This window comes from Streptomyces sp. SID5464 (assembly GCF_009862985.1).
In the GTDB taxonomy this organism is placed as follows: domain Bacteria; phylum Actinomycetota; class Actinomycetes; order Streptomycetales; family Streptomycetaceae; genus Streptomyces; species Streptomyces chartreusis_D.
In genome coordinates this window covers 54,889-75,559 of record NZ_WWIQ01000061.1, presented here as the reverse complement: position 1 = coordinate 75,559, position 20,671 = coordinate 54,889, and the positions used below count along the sequence as shown (strand labels likewise).

20 protein-coding genes, 1 pseudogene and 1 riboswitch are annotated in these 20,671 nt (G+C 71.2%); of the genes and pseudogenes, 16 read left to right on the top strand and 5 right to left on the bottom strand.

The window, feature by feature from the left end; genetic code table 11:
* The first annotated feature begins 25 nt into the window (after positions 1–25).
* The 5 genes from GTY47_RS30840 to GTY47_RS30820 all read left to right on the top strand — a co-directional run bounded on the left by GTY47_RS30840 (position 26) and on the right by GTY47_RS30820 (position 4,967).
* Positions 26–418, top strand: coding sequence for a YraN family protein (locus GTY47_RS30840; RefSeq protein WP_040903769.1), 393 nt, complete (start codon positions 26–28; stop codon positions 416–418).
* Complete coding sequence (locus GTY47_RS30835; RefSeq protein WP_010044465.1) at positions 418–2,043, top strand: YifB family Mg chelatase-like AAA ATPase; 1,626 nt, start codon at positions 418–420, stop codon at positions 2,041–2,043. Before GTY47_RS30840 ends, GTY47_RS30835 begins: the two co-directional genes overlap by 1 nt.
* Positions 2,040–3,200 (top strand): DNA-processing protein DprA, encoded by a 1,161-nt coding sequence (gene dprA / locus GTY47_RS30830; RefSeq protein WP_010044464.1) that lies wholly within the window; start codon positions 2,040–2,042, stop codon positions 3,198–3,200. The genes GTY47_RS30835 and dprA overlap by 4 nt, the downstream gene beginning before the upstream one ends.
* A gap of 272 nt (positions 3,201–3,472) precedes the next feature.
* Complete coding sequence (whiG, locus tag GTY47_RS30825; protein WP_010044462.1) at positions 3,473–4,315, top strand: RNA polymerase sigma factor WhiG; 843 nt, start codon at positions 3,473–3,475, stop codon at positions 4,313–4,315.
* Positions 4,316–4,409: 94 nt separating this feature from the next.
* On the top strand, positions 4,410–4,967 hold the full coding sequence (locus tag GTY47_RS30820; RefSeq protein WP_029181499.1) for a TetR/AcrR family transcriptional regulator: 558 nt from the start codon (positions 4,410–4,412) through the stop codon (positions 4,965–4,967).
* Between the two features lie 31 nt (positions 4,968–4,998).
* Here GTY47_RS30820 and GTY47_RS30815 read toward each other — a convergent pair whose 3' ends face one another.
* A complete protein-coding gene (locus GTY47_RS30815) occupies positions 4,999–5,568 on the bottom strand; it encodes a M23 family metallopeptidase (RefSeq protein WP_050810299.1) in 570 nt (189 codons plus the stop codon).
* 273 nt (positions 5,569–5,841) lie between these two features.
* Between GTY47_RS30815 and rpsB the strand changes: the two genes are divergently transcribed.
* The 11 genes from rpsB to GTY47_RS30760 all read left to right on the top strand — a co-directional run bounded on the left by rpsB (position 5,842) and on the right by GTY47_RS30760 (position 17,147).
* Positions 5,842–6,750 (top strand): 30S ribosomal protein S2, encoded by a 909-nt coding sequence (gene rpsB / locus GTY47_RS30810; RefSeq protein ID WP_010044455.1) that lies wholly within the window; start codon positions 5,842–5,844, stop codon positions 6,748–6,750.
* A gap of 173 nt (positions 6,751–6,923) precedes the next feature.
* Positions 6,924–7,760, top strand: coding sequence for a translation elongation factor Ts (tsf, locus tag GTY47_RS30805; RefSeq protein ID WP_010044454.1), 837 nt, complete (start codon positions 6,924–6,926; stop codon positions 7,758–7,760).
* Between the two features lie 184 nt (positions 7,761–7,944).
* On the top strand, positions 7,945–8,703 hold the full coding sequence (gene pyrH / locus GTY47_RS30800; protein ID WP_010044452.1) for a UMP kinase: 759 nt from the start codon (positions 7,945–7,947) through the stop codon (positions 8,701–8,703).
* Positions 8,704–8,867: 164 nt separating this feature from the next.
* Positions 8,868–9,425: a ribosome recycling factor gene (gene frr / locus GTY47_RS30795; protein ID WP_010044450.1), complete on the top strand. Its 558-nt coding sequence runs from the start codon at positions 8,868–8,870 to the stop codon at positions 9,423–9,425.
* Positions 9,425–10,552, top strand: coding sequence for a phosphatidate cytidylyltransferase (locus GTY47_RS30790; RefSeq protein ID WP_078602921.1), 1,128 nt, complete (start codon positions 9,425–9,427; stop codon positions 10,550–10,552). Before frr ends, GTY47_RS30790 begins: the two co-directional genes overlap by 1 nt.
* A gap of 162 nt (positions 10,553–10,714) precedes the next feature.
* A complete protein-coding gene (locus tag GTY47_RS30785; protein ID WP_029181498.1) occupies positions 10,715–11,161 on the top strand; it encodes an SRPBCC family protein in 447 nt (148 codons plus the stop codon).
* 68 nt (positions 11,162–11,229) lie between these two features.
* Positions 11,230–12,336, top strand: a complete 1,107-nt coding sequence (rlmN, locus tag GTY47_RS30780) for a 23S rRNA (adenine(2503)-C(2))-methyltransferase RlmN (protein ID WP_010044441.1) — start codon at positions 11,230–11,232, stop codon at positions 12,334–12,336.
* Positions 12,337–12,390: 54 nt separating this feature from the next.
* Positions 12,391–12,497, top strand: a riboswitch (TPP riboswitch).
* 124 nt (positions 12,498–12,621) lie between these two features.
* Positions 12,622–13,659: a thiamine ABC transporter substrate-binding protein gene (locus GTY47_RS30775; protein WP_202458869.1), complete on the top strand. Its 1,038-nt coding sequence runs from the start codon at positions 12,622–12,624 to the stop codon at positions 13,657–13,659.
* A complete protein-coding gene (locus GTY47_RS30770) occupies positions 13,635–15,305 on the top strand; it encodes an iron ABC transporter permease (RefSeq protein ID WP_086012563.1) in 1,671 nt (556 codons plus the stop codon). Before GTY47_RS30775 ends, GTY47_RS30770 begins: the two co-directional genes overlap by 25 nt.
* Positions 15,305–16,324 carry an ABC transporter ATP-binding protein gene (locus tag GTY47_RS30765; protein WP_010044436.1) on the top strand — a complete coding sequence of 340 codons (1,020 nt, stop codon included), beginning with the start codon at positions 15,305–15,307 and terminating at the stop codon, positions 16,322–16,324. The genes GTY47_RS30770 and GTY47_RS30765 overlap by 1 nt, the downstream gene beginning before the upstream one ends.
* Positions 16,325–16,349: 25 nt before the next feature.
* Complete coding sequence (locus tag GTY47_RS30760; RefSeq protein ID WP_010044435.1) at positions 16,350–17,147, top strand: maleylpyruvate isomerase family mycothiol-dependent enzyme; 798 nt, start codon at positions 16,350–16,352, stop codon at positions 17,145–17,147.
* 68 nt (positions 17,148–17,215) lie between these two features.
* Here the strand turns inward: GTY47_RS30760 and GTY47_RS30755 are convergent, their stop codons facing one another.
* The 4 genes and pseudogenes from GTY47_RS30755 to GTY47_RS41360 all read right to left on the bottom strand — a co-directional run.
* Positions 17,216–17,875 carry an LAETG motif-containing sortase-dependent surface protein gene (locus GTY47_RS30755; protein WP_010044434.1) on the bottom strand — a complete coding sequence of 220 codons (660 nt, stop codon included), beginning with the start codon at positions 17,873–17,875 and terminating at the stop codon, positions 17,216–17,218.
* A gap of 204 nt (positions 17,876–18,079) precedes the next feature.
* The gene (locus GTY47_RS30750) at positions 18,080–19,201 is read right to left on the bottom strand and encodes an LOG family protein (RefSeq protein ID WP_010044433.1); all 1,122 of its coding nucleotides are present in this window, start codon (positions 19,199–19,201) and stop codon (positions 18,080–18,082) included.
* Between the two features lie 24 nt (positions 19,202–19,225).
* Positions 19,226–19,633, bottom strand: a complete 408-nt coding sequence (locus tag GTY47_RS30745; RefSeq protein WP_010044432.1) for a VOC family protein — start codon at positions 19,631–19,633, stop codon at positions 19,226–19,228.
* Positions 19,634–19,746: 113 nt separating this feature from the next.
* A pseudogene (locus GTY47_RS41360) lies at positions 19,747–20,671 on the bottom strand (hypothetical protein); the annotation flags it as partial.

Below are 20,671 nucleotides of genomic sequence, written 5' to 3'. Positions count from 1 at the left end.
AGATCCACTTGGTGGAGACGGGTGCGTGATCGTTGGCGCCGGAGGTGGTGCCGACATGAACGCACGCAGTGCGATGGGCAGGTACGGAGAGACTCTGGCGGCCCGGCGGCTGGCGGAGACCGGACTGACGGTCCTGGAGCGCAACTGGCGCTCGGGCCGGGCCGGTGAGATCGACATCGTGGCCAGGGACGGGGACGTCCTGGTCGTCTGCGAGGTGAAGACCCGCAGAGAGGGTCCCTTCGAGCATCCGATGGCCGCCGTGACCCCACAGAAGGCGGAGCGGCTGCGGGACCTCGCCGAGCGGTGGATCCAGACACACGGGGGCGCACCGCCCGGCGGGGTCCGCATCGACGTGGTCGGAGTGCTGCTGCCGGTTCGCGGCGCGGCCGTGGTCGAGCACGTGCGGGGGGTGGCCTGATGGGGTTCGCCCGTACGTGTTCGGTGGCACTGGTGGGCGTCGAGGGCGTGGTCGTCGAGGTCCAGGCCGACCTGGAGCCGGGTGTCGCGGCGTTCACGCTGGTGGGACTGCCCGACAAGAGCCTGACGGAGAGCCGGGACCGGGTGCGTGCCGCGGTCGTCAACTCGGGCGGGGCCTGGCCCCAGAAGAAACTCACGGTCGGCCTGAGCCCGGCCTCCGTCCCCAAGTCCGGCAGTGGCTTCGACCTGGCCGTCGCGGCAGCGGTCCTCGGCGCGGCGGAGCGCATCGACCCCCGTGTCCTCGCCGACATCGTGATGATCGGGGAACTGGGGCTGGACGGGCGGGTGCGGCCGGTGCGCGGAGTACTGCCGGCGGTACTGGCGGCGGCGGATGCGGGATATGAGCAGGTGGTGGTGCCCGAGTGTGCCGCCGCCGAGGCGTCCCTCGTGCCCGGGGTGTCCGTCCTGGGCGTCCGGAGCCTGCGCCAGCTGATCGCCGTCCTGGCCGACGAGCCGGTGCCGGACGAGGATCCGGACGAGCAGGGCCGCCCGGATCCGCTCCTCGCCGGCCTGCGCATGCCGGGCACGGGCGCCGCCACGGGCATGCACAGCGTCGGCGCGGCCCAGCACGAGCCCGGCCACGACCTGGCGGACGTCGTCGGGCAGGTCTCGGCGCGCACAGCGGTGGAGGTGGCCGCCGCGGGTGGACACCACCTGTTCCTCGAAGGGCCTCCCGGCGCCGGCAAGACGATGCTCGCGGAGCGGCTGCCCGCCATCCTGCCCCGGCTCGGCCGGCAGGAGTCACTGGAGGTCACCGCGGTCCACTCGGTGGCGGGCCTGCTGCCACCGGGCAAGCCGCTGATCGACGTCGCCCCCTACTGCGCCCCGCACCACTCCGCCACCATGCAGGCCCTCGTCGGCGGCGGCCCGGGCATCGCGCGGCCCGGCGCGGTGTCGTTGTCCCACCGGGGCGTCCTGTTCCTGGACGAGACCCCCGAGTTCAACAGCCAGGCCCTGGACGCCCTGCGCCAGCCGCTGGAGGCGGGCCACGTCGTCATCGCGCGCAGTGCGGGGGTGGTGCGCTTCCCGGCGAAGTTCCTGATGGTGCTCGCGGCCAACCCCTGCCCGTGCGGCCGGTTCTCGCAGCGGGACGACCTGTGCGAGTGCCCGCCCTCGGCGGTCCGCCGCTACCAGGCCAGGCTCTCCGGCCCGCTGCTCGACCGGGTCGACCTGCGCGTGGAGGTCGACCGCGTGACCCGCACCGAGCTGACCGCCTCCGGCGCGCGGGGCGAGTCCACCGCGACGGTCGCCGACCGGGTAAGGGCGGCCCGGGAGCGGGCCGTGCAGCGCCTCGCCGGCACTCCGTGGCGCACGAACAGCGAGGTCCCCGGTCGCGAGCTGCGCAGCCGCTGGTACGCCGCGTCCGGGGCGATGGACGAGGCCGAGCGCAACCTGGAGCGGGGCGTGCTGACCGCGCGCGGACTCGACCGCGTCCTGCGCGTGGCCTGGACCGTCGCCGATCTCGTCGGCCACGACCGGCCCGACGCGACGGACGTCGCCCTCGCGCTCCAGTTGCGCACCGGTGTCCCGAGGGGCGTCCCCATGGCCATCGGAGCGCTGACGTGAGCGTCACCGACGAACCGGACGAGGAGCTGCTCGCCCGGGTCTTCCTCACCCGTGTCATCGAACCCGGTGACGAGATCGGTGGGCGGTGGGTGCGGGAGTTCGGGGCGCGGGAGGTGGCCCGGCGGCTGGCGGAGGGCGGGCGGCCCCTGGCCGGGACGAGCGGGAAGCGGTGGAAGGGCCTGCTGGCCAGGGCCGAGGTGGCCCGGCCCCGTGCGGACCTCGCCGTCGCCCGGGAGGCCGGGGTGCGGTTCGTCGGCCCGGGGGACGCGGAGTGGCCGGGGCAGCTCGATGACCTCGGGGACGCCCGGCCGCTGGGGCTGTGGGTGCGGGGGCGGGCCAGTCTGCGGATGTGGGCGCTGAGGTCGGTGGCCGTCGTCGGCGCCCGGGCCTGCACCGAGTACGGGGCGCACATGGCGGCCACCCTCGCCGCCGGCCTCGCCGAGCAGGGCTGGGTCGTGGTGTCCGGCGGAGCCTACGGAGTCGACGGCGCCGCCCACCGCGGCGCTCTCGGCGCGGGCGGTGCCACCGTCGCCGTCCTCGCCTGCGGCGTCGACCGCCCCTACCCGCGCGGACACACCCAGCTGATCAGCAGAATCGCCGAGCAGGGACTGGTCATCGGCGAATTGCCGCCCGGCGATCACCCGACCCCCAGCCGGTTCATCCTGCGCAACCGGGTGATCGCGGCACTCACCCGCGGCACCGTGGTCGTCGAGGCCGCCCACCGCAGCGGCTCCCTGGTCACGGCACGGGCGGCACAGCGCCTCGGCCGGTACACGATGGGCGTACCGGGCCCGGCCACCAGCGGGCTGTCCGCCGGGGTGCACGAGCTGCTGCGCGGCGAGGCGGCCCTGGTCACCGACGCCGCGGACGTCGTCGAGCTGGTGGGCGACATCGGACAGCTGGCCCCCGACCGGCGCGGCCCCGTCCTGCCCCGGGACCTGCTGGCACCGGCCACCCGGCAGGTGCTCGCCGCGCTGCCGGGCGGCCGGGCGGCCCGGCCGGACGAGATCGCGCGCCACGCACAGACCGCACAGGACGACGCGATCGCCAGACTGTACGAACTCCGGGCACTCGGTTACGTCGAACGACACGGCGACGGCTGGAAGTTGACACGCCAGGCGATGATGTCGGTCCGCGACGGTCCCGGGCCGTGCTGACCGCGCTTGTTCGGCCGTCCGGGGGAACCTCGACATCCCTTGGAAATTCCCCCAGTTGGGGTCCTCCGGTGATCATGGCGAGCGAGCCGGCCGACCCGGTGGGACGCCCTGCGGAACGTATCTGCGCCCTTCTCGGCCTCCGCCCTTCGCGCACCGCGACACCACAGTCACGCTACGCTCACGAGGATGCCTACACGGACAGGCAACTCGACATCAGACAGACAGCCCACCCCAGCAGCACCACTCCGCAGCAGAACGGCACAAGGCGACGAATGCCCCAGCACACCTCCGGGTCCGACCGGGCGGCGATCCCCCCAGCCGCCCGTGACGGTGGCAGCGTGCGGCCGCCCGCTCCCTCGACGCTCGACGAGCTGTGGCGGTCCTACAAGGCGACGGGGGACGAGCGGCTGCGGGAGCAGTTGATCCTGCACTACTCGCCGCTCGTGAAGTACGTCGCCGGCCGGGTCAGCGTGGGCCTGCCGTCCAACGTCGAGCAGGCGGACTTCGTCTCGTCCGGGGTGTTCGGGCTGATCGACGCGATCGAGAAGTTCGACATCGACCGCGAGATCAAGTTCGAGACGTACGCGATCACCCGGATCCGGGGCGCGATGATCGACGAGCTGCGGGCGCTGGACTGGATCCCCCGGTCGGTGCGGCAGAAGGCGCGCAACGTGGAGCGCGCGTACGCCACGCTGGAGGCGCGGCTGCGGCGGACGCCGACGGAGGGCGAGGTGGCCTCCGAGATGGGCATCGCGGTGGAGGAACTCCACGCGGTCTTCAGCCAGTTGTCGCTGGCCAACGTGGTGGCCCTGGAGGAGCTGCTGCACGGCGGAGCGGAGGGCGGCGACGGCCTGAGCGTCATGGACACGCTGGAGGACACCGCCGCCGACAACCCCGTGGAGGTCGCCGAGGACCGGGAACTGCGCAGGTTCCTCGCCCGGGCGATCAACACGCTGCCCGAGCGGGAGAAGACCGTGGTCACGCTGTACTACTACGAGGGGCTCACGCTGGCCGAGATCGGGAACGTGCTGGGCGTGACCGAGAGCCGGGTCAGCCAGATCCACACCAAGTCGGTGCTCCAGCTGAGAGCGAAACTGGCGAGCTTCGGCCGCTGACCTGGCCGGATGGCGACGGGTCGGCGGGAGCCACTCCCGCCGGGCCCGGCGCGTCCGTAGAGTGGTTGACGTGCCAAGGATTCGAGCGGCCTCCGTGGCCGAGCACCGGTCGATGCAGCGAGCCGCCCTGCTGGACGCGGCTCGTTCCTTGTTGTCCGAGGGCGGTACGGAGGCGCTGACCTTCCCGGCCCTCGCCGAGCGGACGGGGCTCGCGCGGTCGTCCGTCTACGAGTACTTCCGGTCACGGGCGGCCGTGGTCGAGGAGCTGTGCGAGGTCGACTTTCCCGTCTGGGCCGCGGACGTGTCGGCGGCGATGGAGCGGGCGGGGACGGCCGAGGCCAAGGTCGAGGCGTATGTGCGGCAGCAGCTGGAACTGGTGGGGGACCGGCGGCATCGGGCCGTGGTGGCGATCTCGGCGAGTGAGCTGGACGCCGGGGCCCGGGAGAAGATCCGGGCGGCGCATGGTGGGCTGGTCGCGATGATCGTCGAGGCGCTGGGCGAGATGGGGCACGAGCAGCCTCGGCTGGCGGCGATGCTGGTGCAGGGGGTCGTGGACGCGGCGGTTCGGCGGATCGAGCTGGGGGCTGCGGAGGAGCCGGACGTTGTCGCGGATGCCGCGGTGAACATGGCCCTGCGGGGTGTGCGGGGCTGAGCCTCGTCCGGGCACGACTGCCCGCAGCTGGTCAATGGACCGGCAACAGCCTCGACGGGCCCCTGTGCAGGAGCCAGGGCGGGAGAAGCGCCAGCGGGTTCAGGTAGGTCTCGCCGCGGCGCAGGCCCCAGTGCACGCACGCAGCGGTGCAGTGCGAGCCCGTCGCGTCCACCGTGCCGATCACCTCGCCCGGTCCGACCTCGTCGCCCTCCTCAACCGTCGCCGTCACCGGTTCGTACGTCGTGCGCAGCGGTGGGTCGCCCGTCCCGGTGAGTTCCACCGAGACCACTCCCTTTCCGGCCACCCGGCCCGCGAAGGACACCCGGCCCGCCGCCACCGCCCGTACCGGCGTCCCCGGGGCTGCCGTCAGGTCGACGCCCCGGTGGCCCGGGCCGTACACGCTCGCCGGGGGCTCCCAACCGCGCACGACCCGGGGGCGCAATCCGACGGGCCATGTGCGTCCCACTGCCGGCACGGTGACGTCCGCGACCGGTGAACCGGCCGCGAACAGGGGCGGCGGCGGGGCCAGCAGGGCCGTCACCGTCACGACCAGCAGCAGGATCAGCCGCGTACACACACGCACACATCGCTTCGCTCGCATGCGGAAAGCGTCCCGGACCGCCGCTCGTCACAGGCCGCGGCTGTGGACCGCAGTCGGGTTGTGGACAACGGCGTCACCCGGGGCGCCGCGGGTCCCGTACACTTCTGGTGGCGATCCGGGTCACCGGGTCGACTTCGCACGCCCCGATACGCACCCCGGCAACGGGCCGTATCAGCGCCCCTCGGTCCCTCGTGGCACGGCGCGCAGTGGGCGTCAGGCGCGGAAGCCATCCGGCAGCCGCGGCACAACCGAGAAGCACAAGGAGATACGGCCATGGCCGTCGTCACGATGCGGGAGCTGCTGGAGAGCGGCGTCCACTTCGGTCACCAGACCCGTCGTTGGAACCCGAAGATGAAGCGCTTCATCTTCACGGAGCGCAACGGCATCTACATCATCGACCTGCTCCAGTCGCTGTCGTACATCGACCGCGCCTACGAGTTCGTCAAGGAGACCGTCGCCCACGGCGGCACGGTCATGTTCGTCGGCACGAAGAAGCAGGCGCAGGAGGCCATCGCCGAGCAGGCCACCCGCGTCGGCATGCCCTACGTCAACCAGCGCTGGCTGGGCGGCATGCTCACCAACTTCTCGACCGTCTACAAGCGTCTGCAGCGCCTCAAGGAGCTCGAGCAGATCGACTTCGAGGACGTCGCCGCGTCCGGTCTGACCAAGAAGGAGCTTCTCGTGCTCTCGCGCGAGAAGGCCAAGCTGGAGAAGACCCTCGGCGGTATCCGCGAGATGCAGAAGGTGCCCAGCGCCGTCTGGATCGTGGACACCAAGAAGGAGCACATCGCCGTTGGTGAGGCCCGGAAGCTGAACATCCCGGTCGTCGCGATCCTCGACACCAACTGCGACCCCGACGAGGTCGACTACAAGATCCCGGGCAACGACGACGCGATCCGCTCCGTCACCCTGCTCACCCGCGTCATCGCCGACGCCGTCGCCGAGGGCCTCATCGCCCGCAGCGGTGTCGCCACCGAGGGCAAGGGCGAGAAGGCCGCGGGCGAGCCGCTGGCCGAGTGGGAGCGCGACCTGCTCGAGGGCGAGAAGAAGGCCGACGAGGCTGCCCCCGCCGCTGAGGCCGCTCCGGCCGCCGAGGCTGCTCCGGCCGCCGAGGCCGCCCCCGCCGCCGAGGCCGAGAAGCCGGCCGAGGGCGAGAAGGCCGCCGAGGCCGAGCAGGCCTGACCCGTCAGTCCGAGTTGACGGCGGGAGCGCCACAGCATCACCAGCGCTTCGGCGCGGTGAAGTCCGCTCCCGCCGTTCACCCGTAGGTCAGCGGCAGGACAGCGCTTCCTGCCTCCATGGGAGCGCACCGCAGATCTTCGATCTTCCAGACTTCGAGAGAGATTCACAGACTCATGGCGAACTACACCGCCGCCGACGTCAAGAAGCTCCGTGAGCTCACGGGCGCCGGCATGATGGACTGCAAGAAGGCGCTGGACGAGGCCGAGGGCAACGTCGAGAAGGCCGTCGAGGCGCTCCGCATCAAGGGCCAGAAGGGCGTCGCCAAGCGCGAGGGCCGTTCCGCCGAGAACGGTGCCGTCGTCTCGATCATCGCCGACGACAACTCCTCCGGTGTCCTCGTCGAGCTGAAGTGCGAGACGGACTTCGTCGCCAAGGGCGAGAAGTTCCAGGCCGTGGCCACGGCCATCGCCGAGCACGTCGCCAAGACCTCCCCGGCCGACCTCGAGGCCCTGCTCGCCTCCGAGATCGAGGCCGGCAAGACCGTCCAGGCGTTCGTGGACGAGGCCAACGCCAACCTGGGCGAGAAGATCGTCCTGGACCGCTTCGCCCAGTTCGCCGACGGCTACGTGACGGCGTACATGCACCGCACGATGCCCGACCTGCCCCCGCAGATCGGTGTCCTCGTCGAGCTGGACAAGCCGAACGCGGAGATCGCCAAGGGCGTCGCCCAGCACATCGCCGCCTTCGCGCCGAAGTACCTCTCCAAGGAGGACGTCCCGGCCGAGGTCGTCGAGTCCGAGCGCCGCGTCGCCGAGGAGACCACCCGCGCCGAGGGCAAGCCCGAGGCCGCCCTGCCGAAGATCGTCGAGGGCCGCCTCAACGGCTTCTTCAAGGACGCCACGCTGCTCGGCCAGCCCTACGCGCTCGACAACAAGAAGTCCGTCCAGAAGGTCCTGGACGAGGCCGGTGTCACCCTGAAGCGCTTCTCGCGCATCAAGGTCGGCATCTGAGTCAGTACCGCGATCGACGCCCGAGCCCGATAGGGTCGGCAGCAGTCGTCCGGGTACGCCGTCACAGGGGTGGCGGACGACAGCAGATCTGACGAGGAGGCCATTGCCGTATGGGATGCGAACCACGCCCCACCGGCAATGGCCTTCTTCGTATGTGCAACACGTGAAAGAGGCGGGATCCCCCATGACCACGAAGGCCCAGAAGAGCGACGATGGCAAAGTGCGCGGCCGGTTTCTGCTGAAGCTGTCCGGAGAGGCCTTCTCCGGCGGTGGGGGCCTGGGCGTCGACCCCGACGTGGTGCACAAGATCGCCCGCGAGATCGCGGCCGTCGTGCGCGACGGTGCGCAGATCGCGGTCGTCATCGGCGGCGGCAACTTCTTCCGCGGTGCCGAGCTCCAGCAGCGCGGCATGGACCGGGCCCGCTCCGACTACATGGGCATGCTCGGCACCGTCATGAACTGCCTGGCCCTCCAGGACTTCCTGGAGAAGGTGGGGGTGGACTGCCGGGTGCAGACCGCCATCACCATGGGCCAGGTCGCCGAGCCCTACATCCCGCTGCGCGCCGTGCGGCACCTGGAGAAGGGCCGCGTGGTCATCTTCGGCGCCGGTATGGGCATGCCGTACTTCTCCACCGACACCACCGCCGCCCAGCGCGCCCTGGAGATCGACGCCGAGGCGCTGCTGATGGGCAAGAACGGCGTGGACGGGGTCTACGACTCCGACCCGAAGACCAACCCGGACGCGGTGAAGTTCGACCACCTCGGCTACGGCGAGGTCATCACGCGCGACCTGAAGGTCGCCGACGCCACGGCCGTGACGCTGTGCCGCGACAACAAGCTCCCTATCGTGGTCTTCGAGCTGCTGGCGGAGGGCAACATCGGGCGTGCCGTCAAGGGTGAGAAGATCGGCACGCTGGTGGGGGACCCCGGCAGCCGGGACTGAGACCGAGAACAACCCCGTCCGGGGGACGGACGGGACGGAGCCGGGCCGGGGGATGGACAATGTTCCGCCGGTCGGGAACCGTGCAGGAAGAAGACGCGACGCAGCCGGCCGCCGCCCCACATGGAACCGCAGCCGGGCCTACTCAAGACACGCAGGAGCAAGTGGTGATCGAAGAGACCCTCCTCGAGGCCGAGGAGAAGATGGAGAAGGCCGTCGTGGTCGCCAAGGAGGACTTCGCCGCGATCCGCACCGGCCGTGCGCACCCGGCGATGTTCAACAAGATCGTGGCCGAGTACTACGGTGCGCCGACCCCGATCAACCAGCTGGCCTCGTTCTCGGTGCCCGAGCCGCGCATGGCCGTGGTGACCCCGTTCGACAAGAGCGCGCTGCGCAACATCGAGCAGGCCATCCGTGACTCCGACCTGGGCGTCAACCCGAGCAACGACGGCAACATCATCCGGGTGGTGTTCCCCGAGCTGACCGAGGAGCGCCGCCGCGAGTACATCAAGGTCGCCAAGAGCAAGGGTGAGGACGCCAAGGTCTCCATCCGCTCCGTGCGCCGCAAGGCCAAGGACGCCATCGACAAGCTGATCAAGGACGGCGAGGTCGGCGAGGACGAGGGCCGCCGTGCGGAGAAGGAGCTCGACGACACCACCGCGAAGTACGTCGCGCAGGTGGACGAGCTCCTGAAGCACAAGGAAGCGGAGCTGCTCGAGGTCTGATGAACGACTCTTCCTGGGGGGCGCCGCCACAGGCCGGGTACTGGGGGCCCACCGACCAAGGGCATGGCCATGGGCACGCCCACAGCCCTGGCCATGGGCACGTCCAGGGAGCCGCTCCGGCGGGTCCCGCTTACGATGCGCATGAAGCGCCTCAGACTCGCCCCATGCCCATCGTGCCCGACGGAGCCGAATACGGCGGAAACCAGGATGACGACCGGGGGGCTGCTCGGCTGAGCGGCTCCCCGGTCCGAAACGAGACGAAGCCGGAGCCCATGCCCGACGCCGTAGAGCCGGCACCCGAGCCGCAGAAGAAGAGCGCGGGTCGCGACCTGAGTGCCGCGATAGGGGTCGGGGTCGGGCTCGGCGTGGTGATCGTCGCGTCGCTGTTCGTCGTCAAGGCCGTGTTCGTCGGCGTGATCGCGGTCGCCGTCGTGGTGGGCCTGTGGGAGCTGACCAAGCGGCTGGACGAACGCAAGGGCATCCGGGCCCCCCTCGTGCCGCTCGCGCTCGGCGGTGCCGCGATGGTCGTCGCCGGGTACGTCCGGGGCGCCGAGGGCGCCTGGGTCGCCATGGCGCTCACGGCACTGGCCGTGCTCGTGTGGCGCATGACGGAACCGCCCGAGAACTACCTCCGGGACGTCACAGCGGGCGTCTTCGCGGCGTTCTACGTGCCGTTCCTGGCGACGTTCGTCGCGATGATGCTGACGGCGGACGACGGGCCGCAGCGGGTGCTCACGTTCCTGCTGCTCACGGTCGTCAGCGACACCGGTGCCTACGCGGTCGGCTGGCGCTTCGGCCGGCACAAGCTCGCCCCGCGCATCAGCCCCGGCAAGACCCGCGAGGGTCTGCTCGGCGCGGTCTCCTTCGCGATGGTCGTGGGCGCGCTGTGCATGCAGTTCCTCATCGACGACGGTGCCTGGTGGCAGGGCCTGGTGCTCGGCCTCGCGGTCGCGGTCAGCGCCACGCTGGGGGACCTCGGCGAGTCCATGATCAAGCGGGACCTCGGCATCAAGGACATGGGCACGCTGCTGCCCGGGCACGGCGGCATCATGGACCGGCTGGACTCGCTGCTGCCGACGGCTCCGGTGGTGTGGCTGTTGCTCGTGCTCTTCGTGGGGTCGGGCTGAGGCGATTACGGCTTTCACGGCCCTTGCGGCTTCTGTTGCGGCTTCCGCAGCCTTTACGGCGAGCTCCCGTCCGATGTCGGCGGGGGCTCGCTGTCGTTGTGCGGGGTGCCTGCGACGTCACCAAGTGGGACGATTCAGGTGTACGTCGCAAAGGGGAGCAACATGTCCAGTATTCGACAGAGCATCGATGTCGACCGGCGTCCCGAAGATGTGTACGACTACCTCATGGACGCCCCGCGGCTGCCGGAGTGGCAGCTGAGCGCCGTGTCCGCGGAACGACTTGACGAGGGGCCGTTCGGCGTCGGCTCCCGGATGCGGGTCACCCGGCACGTCGGCCGCCGGATCATGCCGATGACCATGGAGGTCACGGAGTACGACCCGCCGCACAGCTGGGGTATGCGAGGTGTCGACGGCCCTGTCCGGGCACGGGTGCACGGCGAGGTCGAGCCGTTCGACGAGGGGCAGCGCTCCCACGTGACGATCGAGATCGACTTCGAGGGCCACGGCGTCGGCAAGGTCCTCGTCCCGCTCGTCGTACGCCCCCAGGTCCGCAAGGAACTGCCCCGCAACGAGCAGCTCCTCAAGGACCGGCTGGAGCACGCGGGGTAGTCGGCTGAGGGCAGGCGAAGGGCAGCGGTCGCAGGTCACCCAAATCGATCTGCGACACTGGTTGAGCCATGCCTAAGCCCGGAGAACTCACTTTCGTCGCCCCGCGCGGAGCCAAGAAGCCGCCGCGGCATCTCGCCGACCTCACTCCTGCCGAGCGCAAGGAGGCCGTTGCCGCTGTCGGGGAGAAGCCGTTTCGTGCCAAGCAGCTCTCGCAGCACTACTTCGCGCGGTACGCGCACGATCCGGAGCAGTGGACGGACATTCCGGCCGGCTCCCGCGGTCGGCTCCAGGAGGCGCTGCTTCCCGATCTGATGTCCGTCGTGCGGCATCTGTCGACCGACCAGGGCACCACGCGCAAGACGCTGTGGCGGCTGTTCGACGGGACGCTCGTCGAGTCCGTGCTGATGCGCTACCCGGACCGGGTGACGATGTGCATCAGCTCGCAGGCCGGGTGCGGGATGAACTGCCCGTTCTGTGCGACCGGGCAGGCGGGGCTCGACCGGAACCTGTCCACCGCCGAGATCGTGCACCAGATCGTGGACGGTATGCGGGCGCTCAGGGACGGCGAGGTGCCGGGCGGCCCGGCGCGGCTCAGCAACATCGTGTTCATGGGCATGGGTGAGCCGCTCGCCAACTACAACCGGGTCCTCGGCGCCATCCGGCGGCTGACCGACCCCGAGCCCGACGGGCTGGGGCTCTCGCAGCGCGGGATCACGGTCTCGACGGTCGGTCTCGTCCCGGCCATCCACCGGTTCGCGGACGAGGGCCTCAAGTGCCGCCTCGCGATCTCGCTGCACGCCCCCGACGACGAGCTGCGCGACACCCTCGTCCCCGTGAACACGCGGTGGAAGGTGCGCGAGGTCCTCGACTCCGGGTTCGAGTACGCGGCGAAGTCCGGGCGCCGACTGTCCATCGAGTACGCGCTGATCCGGGACATCAACGATCAGGCCTGGCGCGGTGACCGGCTCGGTCGCATGCTCAAGGGCAGGCCCGTGCACGTGAACCTGATCCCGCTCAACCCGACGCCCGGCTCCAAGTGGACCGCCTCGCGGCCCGAGGACGAGAAGGCGTTCGTGGAGGCGATCGCGGCCCATGGTGTGCCGGTGACGATCCGGGACACCCGTGGTCAGGAGATCGACGGGGCGTGTGGTCAGCTCGCGGCCACCGAACGGTAGTCTGACCGGCGTAAGCACACCCGCATACTCCGCACCTGCATATCCGACACCTTCATATTCCGACAGGGGAGCGCCACAGCGCTGAGAGTGCGGCACACGGCCGCAGACCCTCCGAACCTGGCCCAGGTCATTCTGGGTAGGGAGATCGGTCTCCACTCGAGCTGTTGCGCCCTGCCCGGGATTCCCAGAGATCCCGGGCAGGGCCGCGTCTTCTCCTGGTCCTCCAGGAGGAATCCAGTGAGCATCACCACAAAGCGGCTGACGGCGGTGGTCGTCGGTCTCGGCATGGCCGGCACACTCGCCGCGTGCGGGTCGTCCGACGGCGGCCAGGGGTCAGGCGACTCCAAGACCGTGACCCTCGTCAGCCACGACTCGTGGGCCGCCTCGAAGGACGTCATCGCGGCCTTCGAGAAGCAGTCCGGCTACAAGGTCAGGGTCCTCAAGGACGGCGACGCCGGGCAGGCCGTGAACAAGGCCATCCTGACCAAGGACAACCCGCAGGGCGACGTCTTCTTCGGCGTCGACAACACGCTGCTGTCCCGCGCCCTCGACAACGGCCTGTTCCAGCCGTACGAGCCGAAGGGCTCGGACCGGATCGCGCCGGAGTACCGGGCGGACCAGGGCAAGCACCGGGTCACTCCGATCGACACGGGTGACATCTGCGTCAACTACGACAAGAAGTACTTCGCCGACCACAAGCTCGACCCGCCGCGCAGCTTCGACGACCTGGTCAAGCCCCAGTACAAGAACCTCCTGGTCACCGAGAACGCGTCGACCTCCTCGCCCGGCCTGGGCTTCCTGCTGGGCACCGCCGCGAAGTACGGCGACGCCGGCTGGGAGGGGTACTGGAAGAAGCTCAAGGCCAACGGCGCGAAGGTCGTCGACGGCTGGGAACAGGCCTACAACGAGGAGTTCTCCGGCTCGGCCGGCGGCAAGAAGGCCAAGGGGGACCGGCCGCTCGTCGTGTCGTACGCCTCCTCGCCGCCCGTCGAGGTCGTCTACGCCGACCCGAAGCCCAGCACCGCACCGACCGGGGTCGCGCAGGGCACCTGCTTCCGGCAGGTCGAGTACGCCGGGCTGCTGAGCAACGCCAAGAACAGCAAGGGCGGCAAGGCGTTCCTCGACTTCCTGATCAGCGAGCGGTTCCAGGAGGACATGCCGCTCAACATGTACGTGTACCCGGTGCGCGAGGGCGCCCAGGTCCCCCCGGAGTTCGTGAAGTACGGGCCGCAGGCCAAGGACCCGGAGACCATGGACCCGGCGAAGATCGCCGACAACCGTGACCAGTGGGTCAAGTCGTGGACCTCACTCGTACTGAGGTAACCGTCCGCAGGGACCGGCGCGGGAGCGCGGCGCGGCTCGGGCTCATCGCCGTGCCCGTCGCGTTCTTCGCCGTCTTCTTCGCCTACCCCGTCGCCGCGATCGTCGCGCGCGGCCTGAAGGTCGACGGGGTCTGGCGGTTCGGGCGGATCGGCGAGGTGCTGGCGCAGTCCGACGTCCGGCACGTGCTGTGGTTCACCACCTGGCAGGCGATCGTCTCGACGGCACTCACCCTGCTGGTCGCGCTGCCCGGCGCGTATGTCTTCGCGCGCTTCGACTTCCGCGGCAAGCAGGTCCTGCGGGCCGTGGTGACCGTGCCGTTCGTGCTGCCGACGGTCGTCGTCGGTACGGCGTTCCTGGCGCTGGTCGGGCGCGGCGGACTGCTCGACGAGCTGTGGGGCGTGCGGCTGGACACCACCGTGTGGGCGATCCTGCTCGCGCACGTCTTCTTCAACTACGCGGTCGTCGTCCGGACCGTCGGCGGGCTCTGGGCGCAGCTCGACCCGCGGCAGGAGGAGGCCGCGCGGATGCTCGGGGCGTCGCCGCTGAGGGCCTGGCGGCAGGTCACGCTGCCGGCGCTCGCGCCCGCCGTGGCCGCCGCCGCGCTCATGGTCTTCCTGTTCACCTTCACCTCCTTCGGTGTCGTCCAGATCCTCGGCGGGCCCACCTTCTCGACCCTGGAGGTGGAGATCTACCGGCAGACGTCGGAGATCTTCGACCTGTCCACGGCCGCCGTGCTGACGCTGATCCAGTTCGTCGCCGTGGGCGCGATCCTCGCCCTGCACGCCTGGACCGTACGGCGGCGGGAGACCGCGCTGCGGCTGGTGGACCCGTCCGTGACCGCGCGCCGGCCGCGTGGCACGGGGCAGTGGGCGCTGCTGGGCGGGGTGCTCGTCACCGTATCCGTGCTGCTCCTGCTGCCGCTCGCCGTGCTGGTGCAGCGATCCCTGGACGCCCCCGGCTTCGGCTACTACCGGGCGCTGACCCGCGAGGACGGGGGAGTGTTCCTCGTCCCGCCGATCGAGGCCATCGGCAACTCGCTGTCGTACGCCGTAGCCGCCACGCTCATCGCCGTGGTGATCGGCGGTCTTGCCGCCGTCGCGCTCACCCGCCGGGACGCCGGGCGGTTCGTGCGCGGCTTCGACGCCCTGCTGATGCTGCCGCTCGGGGTGTCCGCGGTGACCGTCGGGTTCGGGTTCCTGATCGCCCTCGACGCGCCGCCGCTCGATCTGAGGTCCTCGTGGATCCTGGTGCCGCTCGCGCAGGCGCTGGTCGGTGTGCCGTTCGTCGTGCGGACGATGCTGCCCGTACTGCGGGCGGTGGACGTGCGGTTGCGGGAGGCGGCCTCGGTGCTGGGGGCCTCGCCCTGGCGGGTGTGGCGTGAGGTGGATCTGCCGATGGTGCGGCGGGCGCTGCTGATCGCGGCCGGGTTCGCCTTCGCCGTGTCGCTCGGGGAGTTCGGGGCGACGGTGTTCATCGCGCGGCCCGACAACCCGACGCTGCCGGTGGCCGTGGCGCGGCTGCTGGGGCGGCCCGGGGAGCTGAACTACGGCCAGGCGATGGCCCTTTCGACGATTCTGATGGTGGTGTGCGCCGTGGCCCTGCTGGTGCTGGAGAGGCTTCGCACGGACCGGACCGGGGAGTTCTGATGCTGCTGGCTCTGGAAGGTGCGACGGTCCGTTTCGGCGGGCGTGCCGTGCTGGACGCCGTCGACCTTGAGGTCGCCGAGCACGAGATCGTGTGTGTGCTCGGGCCCAGCGGCAGCGGCAAGTCGACGCTGCTGCGGGCGGTGGCGGGGCTCCAGCCGCTCGACTCCGGGCGGGTGGCGCTCGACGGGCGCGACCAGGTGGGCGTGCCCGCGCACCGGCGCGGGGTCGGGCTGATGTTCCAGGACCACCAGCTGTTCCCGCAGCGGGACGTGGGCGGCAACGTCGCCTTCGGACTGCGTATGCACGGGGCGTCGAAGCGGCAACAGGCCGACCGTGTACAGGAGTTGCTGGACCTGGTCGGGCTGCCGGGCGCGTCCCGCCGGGCCGTCGCCGCGCTGTCCGGCGGGGAGCAGCAACGGGTCGCGCTGGCCCGGGCGTTGGCACCGAGCCCCCGGTTGCTGATGCTGGACGAGCCGCTGGGCCAGCTCGACCGGTCGCTCAGGGAGCGGCTCGTCGTCGAACTGAAGGAGCTGTTCGGCCGGTTGGGCACCACCGTGCTCGCCGTGACGCACGACCAGGGGGAGGCCTTCGCGCTGGCCGACCGGGTCGTGGTGATGCGGGACGGCAGGATCGCCCAGTCCGGTACGCCGCTCCAGGTGTGGCAGCGGCCGGCCGACGCGTTCGTCGCCCGCTTCCTCGGCTTCGAGAACGTCGTCGAGGCGACGGTCGGGGCGGAGGCCGCGGACACGCCGTGGGGCAAGGTGCCGGTGCCGGAGGGCGCCCCGCAGGGCACCCGGACCCTGCTCGTGCGGCCCGCGGGCGTGCGCCTGGTGCCGGCCGGCACGGGCCTGCGCTGCACGGTGACCGCGCGCACCTTCAAGGGCACCCATGTCTCCGTCCACCTCCAGCCTGATGGCGCACCGCGCCTGGAGGCGGCGTGCGCGCTGCGGGCGGCGCCGGAGACCGGGGACGAGGTCGGGGTGGAGTTCGACGCGGCCGAAATCGTGGTGCTCGGCTGATCGGCTGCCGCCTAAGGTGCGGGGCATGACGCTACTCACGCACGACCGTTACTGCGACGAAGTCGCCCACCAGGTCGCTCTGTTGAGGTCCGTGGTGACGTCCGGCGCCGATCTGTCCGGCCCGGTGCCGACCTGCCCGGACTGGTCGCTGGAGGACCTGGTCCGGCACCTGGGCGGTGCCCTGCGCTGGGTGGAGTTCATCGTGCGGACCCGGGCCGAGGAGGAGGTGCCCGAGGAACGGGTGCCGGGCCTCGCCGGACCCGGCACCCGGGGCGACGCCGCCGTACTGGACGCCTGGCTGGCGGAGAGCGGCGAGCAGGTCGTCACAGCGCTGCGGGAGGCCGGGCCGGACACGAAGGTGTGGGGCTGGGCGGGGATCCTCGACTCCGGGTTCTGGGCCCGCCGGGCGACGCACGAGATCACCGTGCACCGTGCGGACGCCACGCTCGCCGCCGGCCTGCCCTTCGAGGTCGCGCCCGAGGTGGCCGCCGACGCGATCGACGAGTGGCTCCAGATCGTGGAGTACGTGCAGCGGACGGCACCCCACGACACGGTGGGGGAACTGCGCGGCCCGGGCCGCAGCATCCATCTGCACGCCACCGACACCGGCCCCGGCCTGAACGCCGAGTGGCTCATCGAACTCACCGAGGAGGGTGTCACCTGGCGCCGGGGCCACGAGAAGGCCACGGTCGCCCTGCGCGGACCGCTCACCTCCGTCCTGCTCGCGTTCTACCGCCGGCTGCCGCTGGACTCCCCGGAGCTGGAGGTGCTGGGGGAGCGGGACCTGCTGGAGTTCTGGCTGGAGCGGGCGACGTTCGGCTAGCGCCGGAACAGGCGATGGCCCGCCCCCGCGAGAGGGACGGGCCACCAACGGGCGCTGATGTGCGGGCGTCAGCTGTCGCTGCTCTTCGCCCCACGACGGCGCATGCCGAAGAACACCGCGCCGCCACCGACGACGACCAGGGCCGCCGCGACACCGGCGATGATGCCGGTGTTGGAGTTGGCGCCGGTCTCGGCGAGGTTGGAGTCACCGGCCGCGGGCGCGGGCGCGTTGCCCGCCGGCGTGCTGCTCTCGCTCTCCGACGGCGAAGGAGCCGGGGTGTCCGTCTCCTCGGCCGGCTTCGAGGGGGAGGCCGACGGGGTCGGCGTGGCCGGGGGAGTCGCCGGCGGCTTCTCCTCGTCCTTCTTGCAGGCCGTGGCCGGGGTGACGAGGTTCGGGTCGATGTCCTCGTCGACGTACGGAGCGGCCTGGACGTGGATGCGGTACTCCGCGTTCGGCTTCCAGTTCTCGGCGAAGGTGATGGTGGTGCCCTCGCGCGAGCCCTTGACCACCTGCTCGCCGACCTTCTTCACGTCGGCCCCCTTGTTCTCCAGGTACACGGTGACGGTCGCCGGGACACCGGCGGGGTCCACGTCGGTGACGGTGATGACGCCCTTGTCGCCATCGCACTTCGCCTCGGCCGAGAACTCGTTGATGTTGCAGGCGAGCGCGTTGCCGGCGGCACCGAGCGCGAGCGCGGCCGAGGCGGAGACGACACCGAGGATCCGCACGGAACGTGCGACGGTACGGCGCGAAGCCGTACGGCGTGATACGGACAGAACTGCCACGTTTGTCCTTTACAGGATGCGCAAATGCGGGGGGTGGAGGCAGTGTTGACTGAGCATCAGCACTACCGGGAGGCTCCCAGGTCTATAAGCGCCGCATAAGTAGTGTCAACGCATATGCAGGTTGCAAGCACTTGCTTTGCCAGCTTATTAACCGCCGAGACGTTTCAACGCCTCCGGCGCCTCCTCGATCCGCTCCACGAGCGCGATCCGCGCCTCCATCGAACGGCCCCTGGCCAGCGACTGGAGCAGTGACCACGTCGGCAGCCGCTCCGTCCAGTGCGCGCGGTTCACGAGCACCATCGGCGTCGGCTCGCCGCGCGACTCGTAGTAGTTGGGCGTCGCGTTGTCGAAGATCTCCTGTACGGTGCCTGCGGCGCCCGGCAGGAACACCACGCCCGCGTTCGACCGGGCCAGCAGGCCGTCCTCACGGGTGGCGTTGGCGAAGTACTTGGCGATGTGCGACGCGAAGGCGTTGGGCGGCTCGTGGCCGTAGAACCAGGTCGGGATGCCCACGGAACGCCCGCCCTGCGGCCAGCGGGTGCGTATCTCGAAGGCGGCCGTCGCCCACTGCGTGATCGACGGCGTGAAGTGCGGTGCCTTGGCGAGCAGTTCGAGCGACTCGGTGAGCATCTCGTCGCCGAACGGGGCGGCGTAGGCGCCCAGGTTGGCGGCCTCCATCGCGCCCGGGCCGCCACCCGTGGCGACCGTGAGACCGGCACGGGCCAGCTCCCGGCCGAGCCGAGCCGCCCCCGCGTACTCCTCCGTGCCACGGGCCATCGCGTGCCCGCCCATCACGCCCACGACCCGGGCGCCGGACAGGAGTTCGTCGAGCGCGTCCGAGACGGAGTCGTCGTGGATCGCGCGCAGCATGGAGGCGTAGATGTCCCGGTCCGCCTTCGTGCGCTGGAACCAGGCGTAGGCCTGGGCGTCGGGCGTGGCCTCGTAGCCGTCCGGCAGCGACGCGAAGAGCTCGTCCGGTGCGTACACATGGCCCCGGTACGGGTCGAAGGGCAGGTCCGGGACCGGCGGGAAGACCAGGGCGCCGTCCGTGCGGACCTTCGCGGCGGCCTCCTCGCGCATCGCGCAGCCGAGGAAGACGGCGCCCGCCGTGTCCGTGCTGAGCAGTTCGCGCGTACGGTCCGTCAGGTCGACGGCCTGGACGCGGTGACCGGCGAGCGTGCCGCGCGCCGAGACGGTGGCGTCGAACTCCTCCAGCGTCTCGATCTCACGGTCGTCATGGTGGGCCGCATGGGCGGGCATCGTCTGCACGCGCCCATGCTGGCACAGCGCCGCTCAGCCCTCGACGGCCGCCGGGTCCATCCACACGACCTCGAAGGTGTGGCCGTCCGGGTCGTCGAAGGCGCGGCCGTACATGAACCCGTGGTCCTGCGTCTCGCCGGAGACGGAACCGCCCGCCGCGACCGCCTTCTCGACCAGCTCGTCGACCTTCTCGCGGCTCTCGGAGCTCAGCGCGATCAGCACCTCGCTGGTCTTCTTCGGGTCCGCGATCTCCTTCTTGGTGAACTGGGCGTACTTCTCCTTGGTGTGCACCATCACCACGATGGTCTCGCTGATCACGACCGAGGCGGTGGTGTCGTCGCTGAACTGCTCGTTGATCTGGTAGCCGAGTTCCGTGAAGAACTTCTTCGAGGCGCCGAGGTCGCTGACGCACAGGTTCACGAAGACCATCTGCTGGTACATGCGGGGTCTCTCCCATCGGGTCCGTGTCGTTACGCGGGGATAGACCGGGGGCCGGCACGGAACTCATCGCCGGACGGAGATTTTTTTTCGTACGAGTTGTTCAGCCGAGTCGGTCAGCGGGCCAGGGGCAGCGCCGCCAGTTCGGCGACGGTCAGGGTGAGCGGGCCGAACAGGGCGAACAGCGCGCCCGCGCGGAGGGCGGCGGCGCCGCGCAGCATCCTCCCGGGGGCGCCGAGGCGCAGCAGCGCGGCGGTGGTGTCGGCGCGGGCCTGCCGGGCCTCGACGGCGGCCATGAGGAGCGTCGCCACGGTGCAGCCGGTCACCAGCAGCACGCCGAGCGTGGTCAGCGGGCCGAGCGACAGTCCGTCCGGGGCGTGCAGCAGGGCCATGGCGTACGCCGCCGCGAGCACGGCGCAGACCACGCCCAGGGGGCGGCCGATCCGGGTGGCCTCCGTCATGAGGATCCGGCCGGCCAGGAGCCGGAGGGCGCCGGGGCGGGCCGACTGGAGCAGCCGCCCGCACAGATGGGTCAGGCCCGGACCGGCCAGGGCCAGGCCGACGGCGGCCAGCGCCCAGCCCGCCAGGACGCCGGGGGAGGCGCCGGAGAAGGTGAGGTCGGGAGGCGTGGGGGCGGTACGGCTCGTGTACGTCTCCACGGCGAGACCCGCCGTCAGGACGGTGATGCCCCAGGGGAGACCGGAGGGGGCGGCGGTCGGGGCGGTGTGGAGCAGGGCGGGGCTCGGCAGGGCGGTTTCCGGCAGGGCCGCGTCGGAAGCGGCGGGATCGCCGGCACCGTCGGGTGCCGCGGCGTGCCGGGCCGACTGACGGACGGCGCCCCCAGCCGCGTGCGCGGCGTTCCCGGCCCCGTGCGCGGCGCTGCCGGCCGGGATCACGGCGCTCACGGTGCCGTCTGCCGCCGGCTGGGACACGGACGGCTGGGCCGGGTCCTCCACCGTGCTCCCGGCGCCCCGGGCGGTCGGGCCCGTGGCCGCCGCCGGGACGGACTCGCCCGTCCGCGCCGGAGGCGGCCCGCCGTGC

Coding starts and splice junctions, on each gene's coding strand:
- GTY47_RS30835 (WP_010044465.1), top strand. CDS start 418: ATGGGGTTCGCCCGTACGTGTTCGGTGGCACTGGTGGGCGTCGAGGGC.
- whiG (WP_010044462.1), top strand. CDS start 3,473: ATGCCCCAGCACACCTCCGGGTCCGACCGGGCGGCGATCCCCCCAGCC.
- GTY47_RS30815 (WP_050810299.1), bottom strand. CDS start 5,568: ATGCGAGCGAAGCGATGTGTGCGTGTGTGTACGCGGCTGATCCTGCTG.
- rpsB (WP_010044455.1), top strand. CDS start 5,842: ATGGCCGTCGTCACGATGCGGGAGCTGCTGGAGAGCGGCGTCCACTTC.
- tsf (WP_010044454.1), top strand. CDS start 6,924: ATGGCGAACTACACCGCCGCCGACGTCAAGAAGCTCCGTGAGCTCACG.
- pyrH (WP_010044452.1), top strand. CDS start 7,945: ATGACCACGAAGGCCCAGAAGAGCGACGATGGCAAAGTGCGCGGCCGG.
- GTY47_RS30790 (WP_078602921.1), top strand. CDS start 9,425: ATGAACGACTCTTCCTGGGGGGCGCCGCCACAGGCCGGGTACTGGGGG.
- GTY47_RS30785 (WP_029181498.1), top strand. CDS start 10,715: ATGTCCAGTATTCGACAGAGCATCGATGTCGACCGGCGTCCCGAAGAT.
- rlmN (WP_010044441.1), top strand. CDS start 11,230: ATGCCTAAGCCCGGAGAACTCACTTTCGTCGCCCCGCGCGGAGCCAAG.
- GTY47_RS30775 (WP_202458869.1), top strand. CDS start 12,622: ATGGCCGGCACACTCGCCGCGTGCGGGTCGTCCGACGGCGGCCAGGGG.
- GTY47_RS30765 (WP_010044436.1), top strand. CDS start 15,305: ATGCTGCTGGCTCTGGAAGGTGCGACGGTCCGTTTCGGCGGGCGTGCC.
- GTY47_RS30760 (WP_010044435.1), top strand. CDS start 16,350: ATGACGCTACTCACGCACGACCGTTACTGCGACGAAGTCGCCCACCAG.
- GTY47_RS30745 (WP_010044432.1), bottom strand. CDS start 19,633: ATGTACCAGCAGATGGTCTTCGTGAACCTGTGCGTCAGCGACCTCGGC.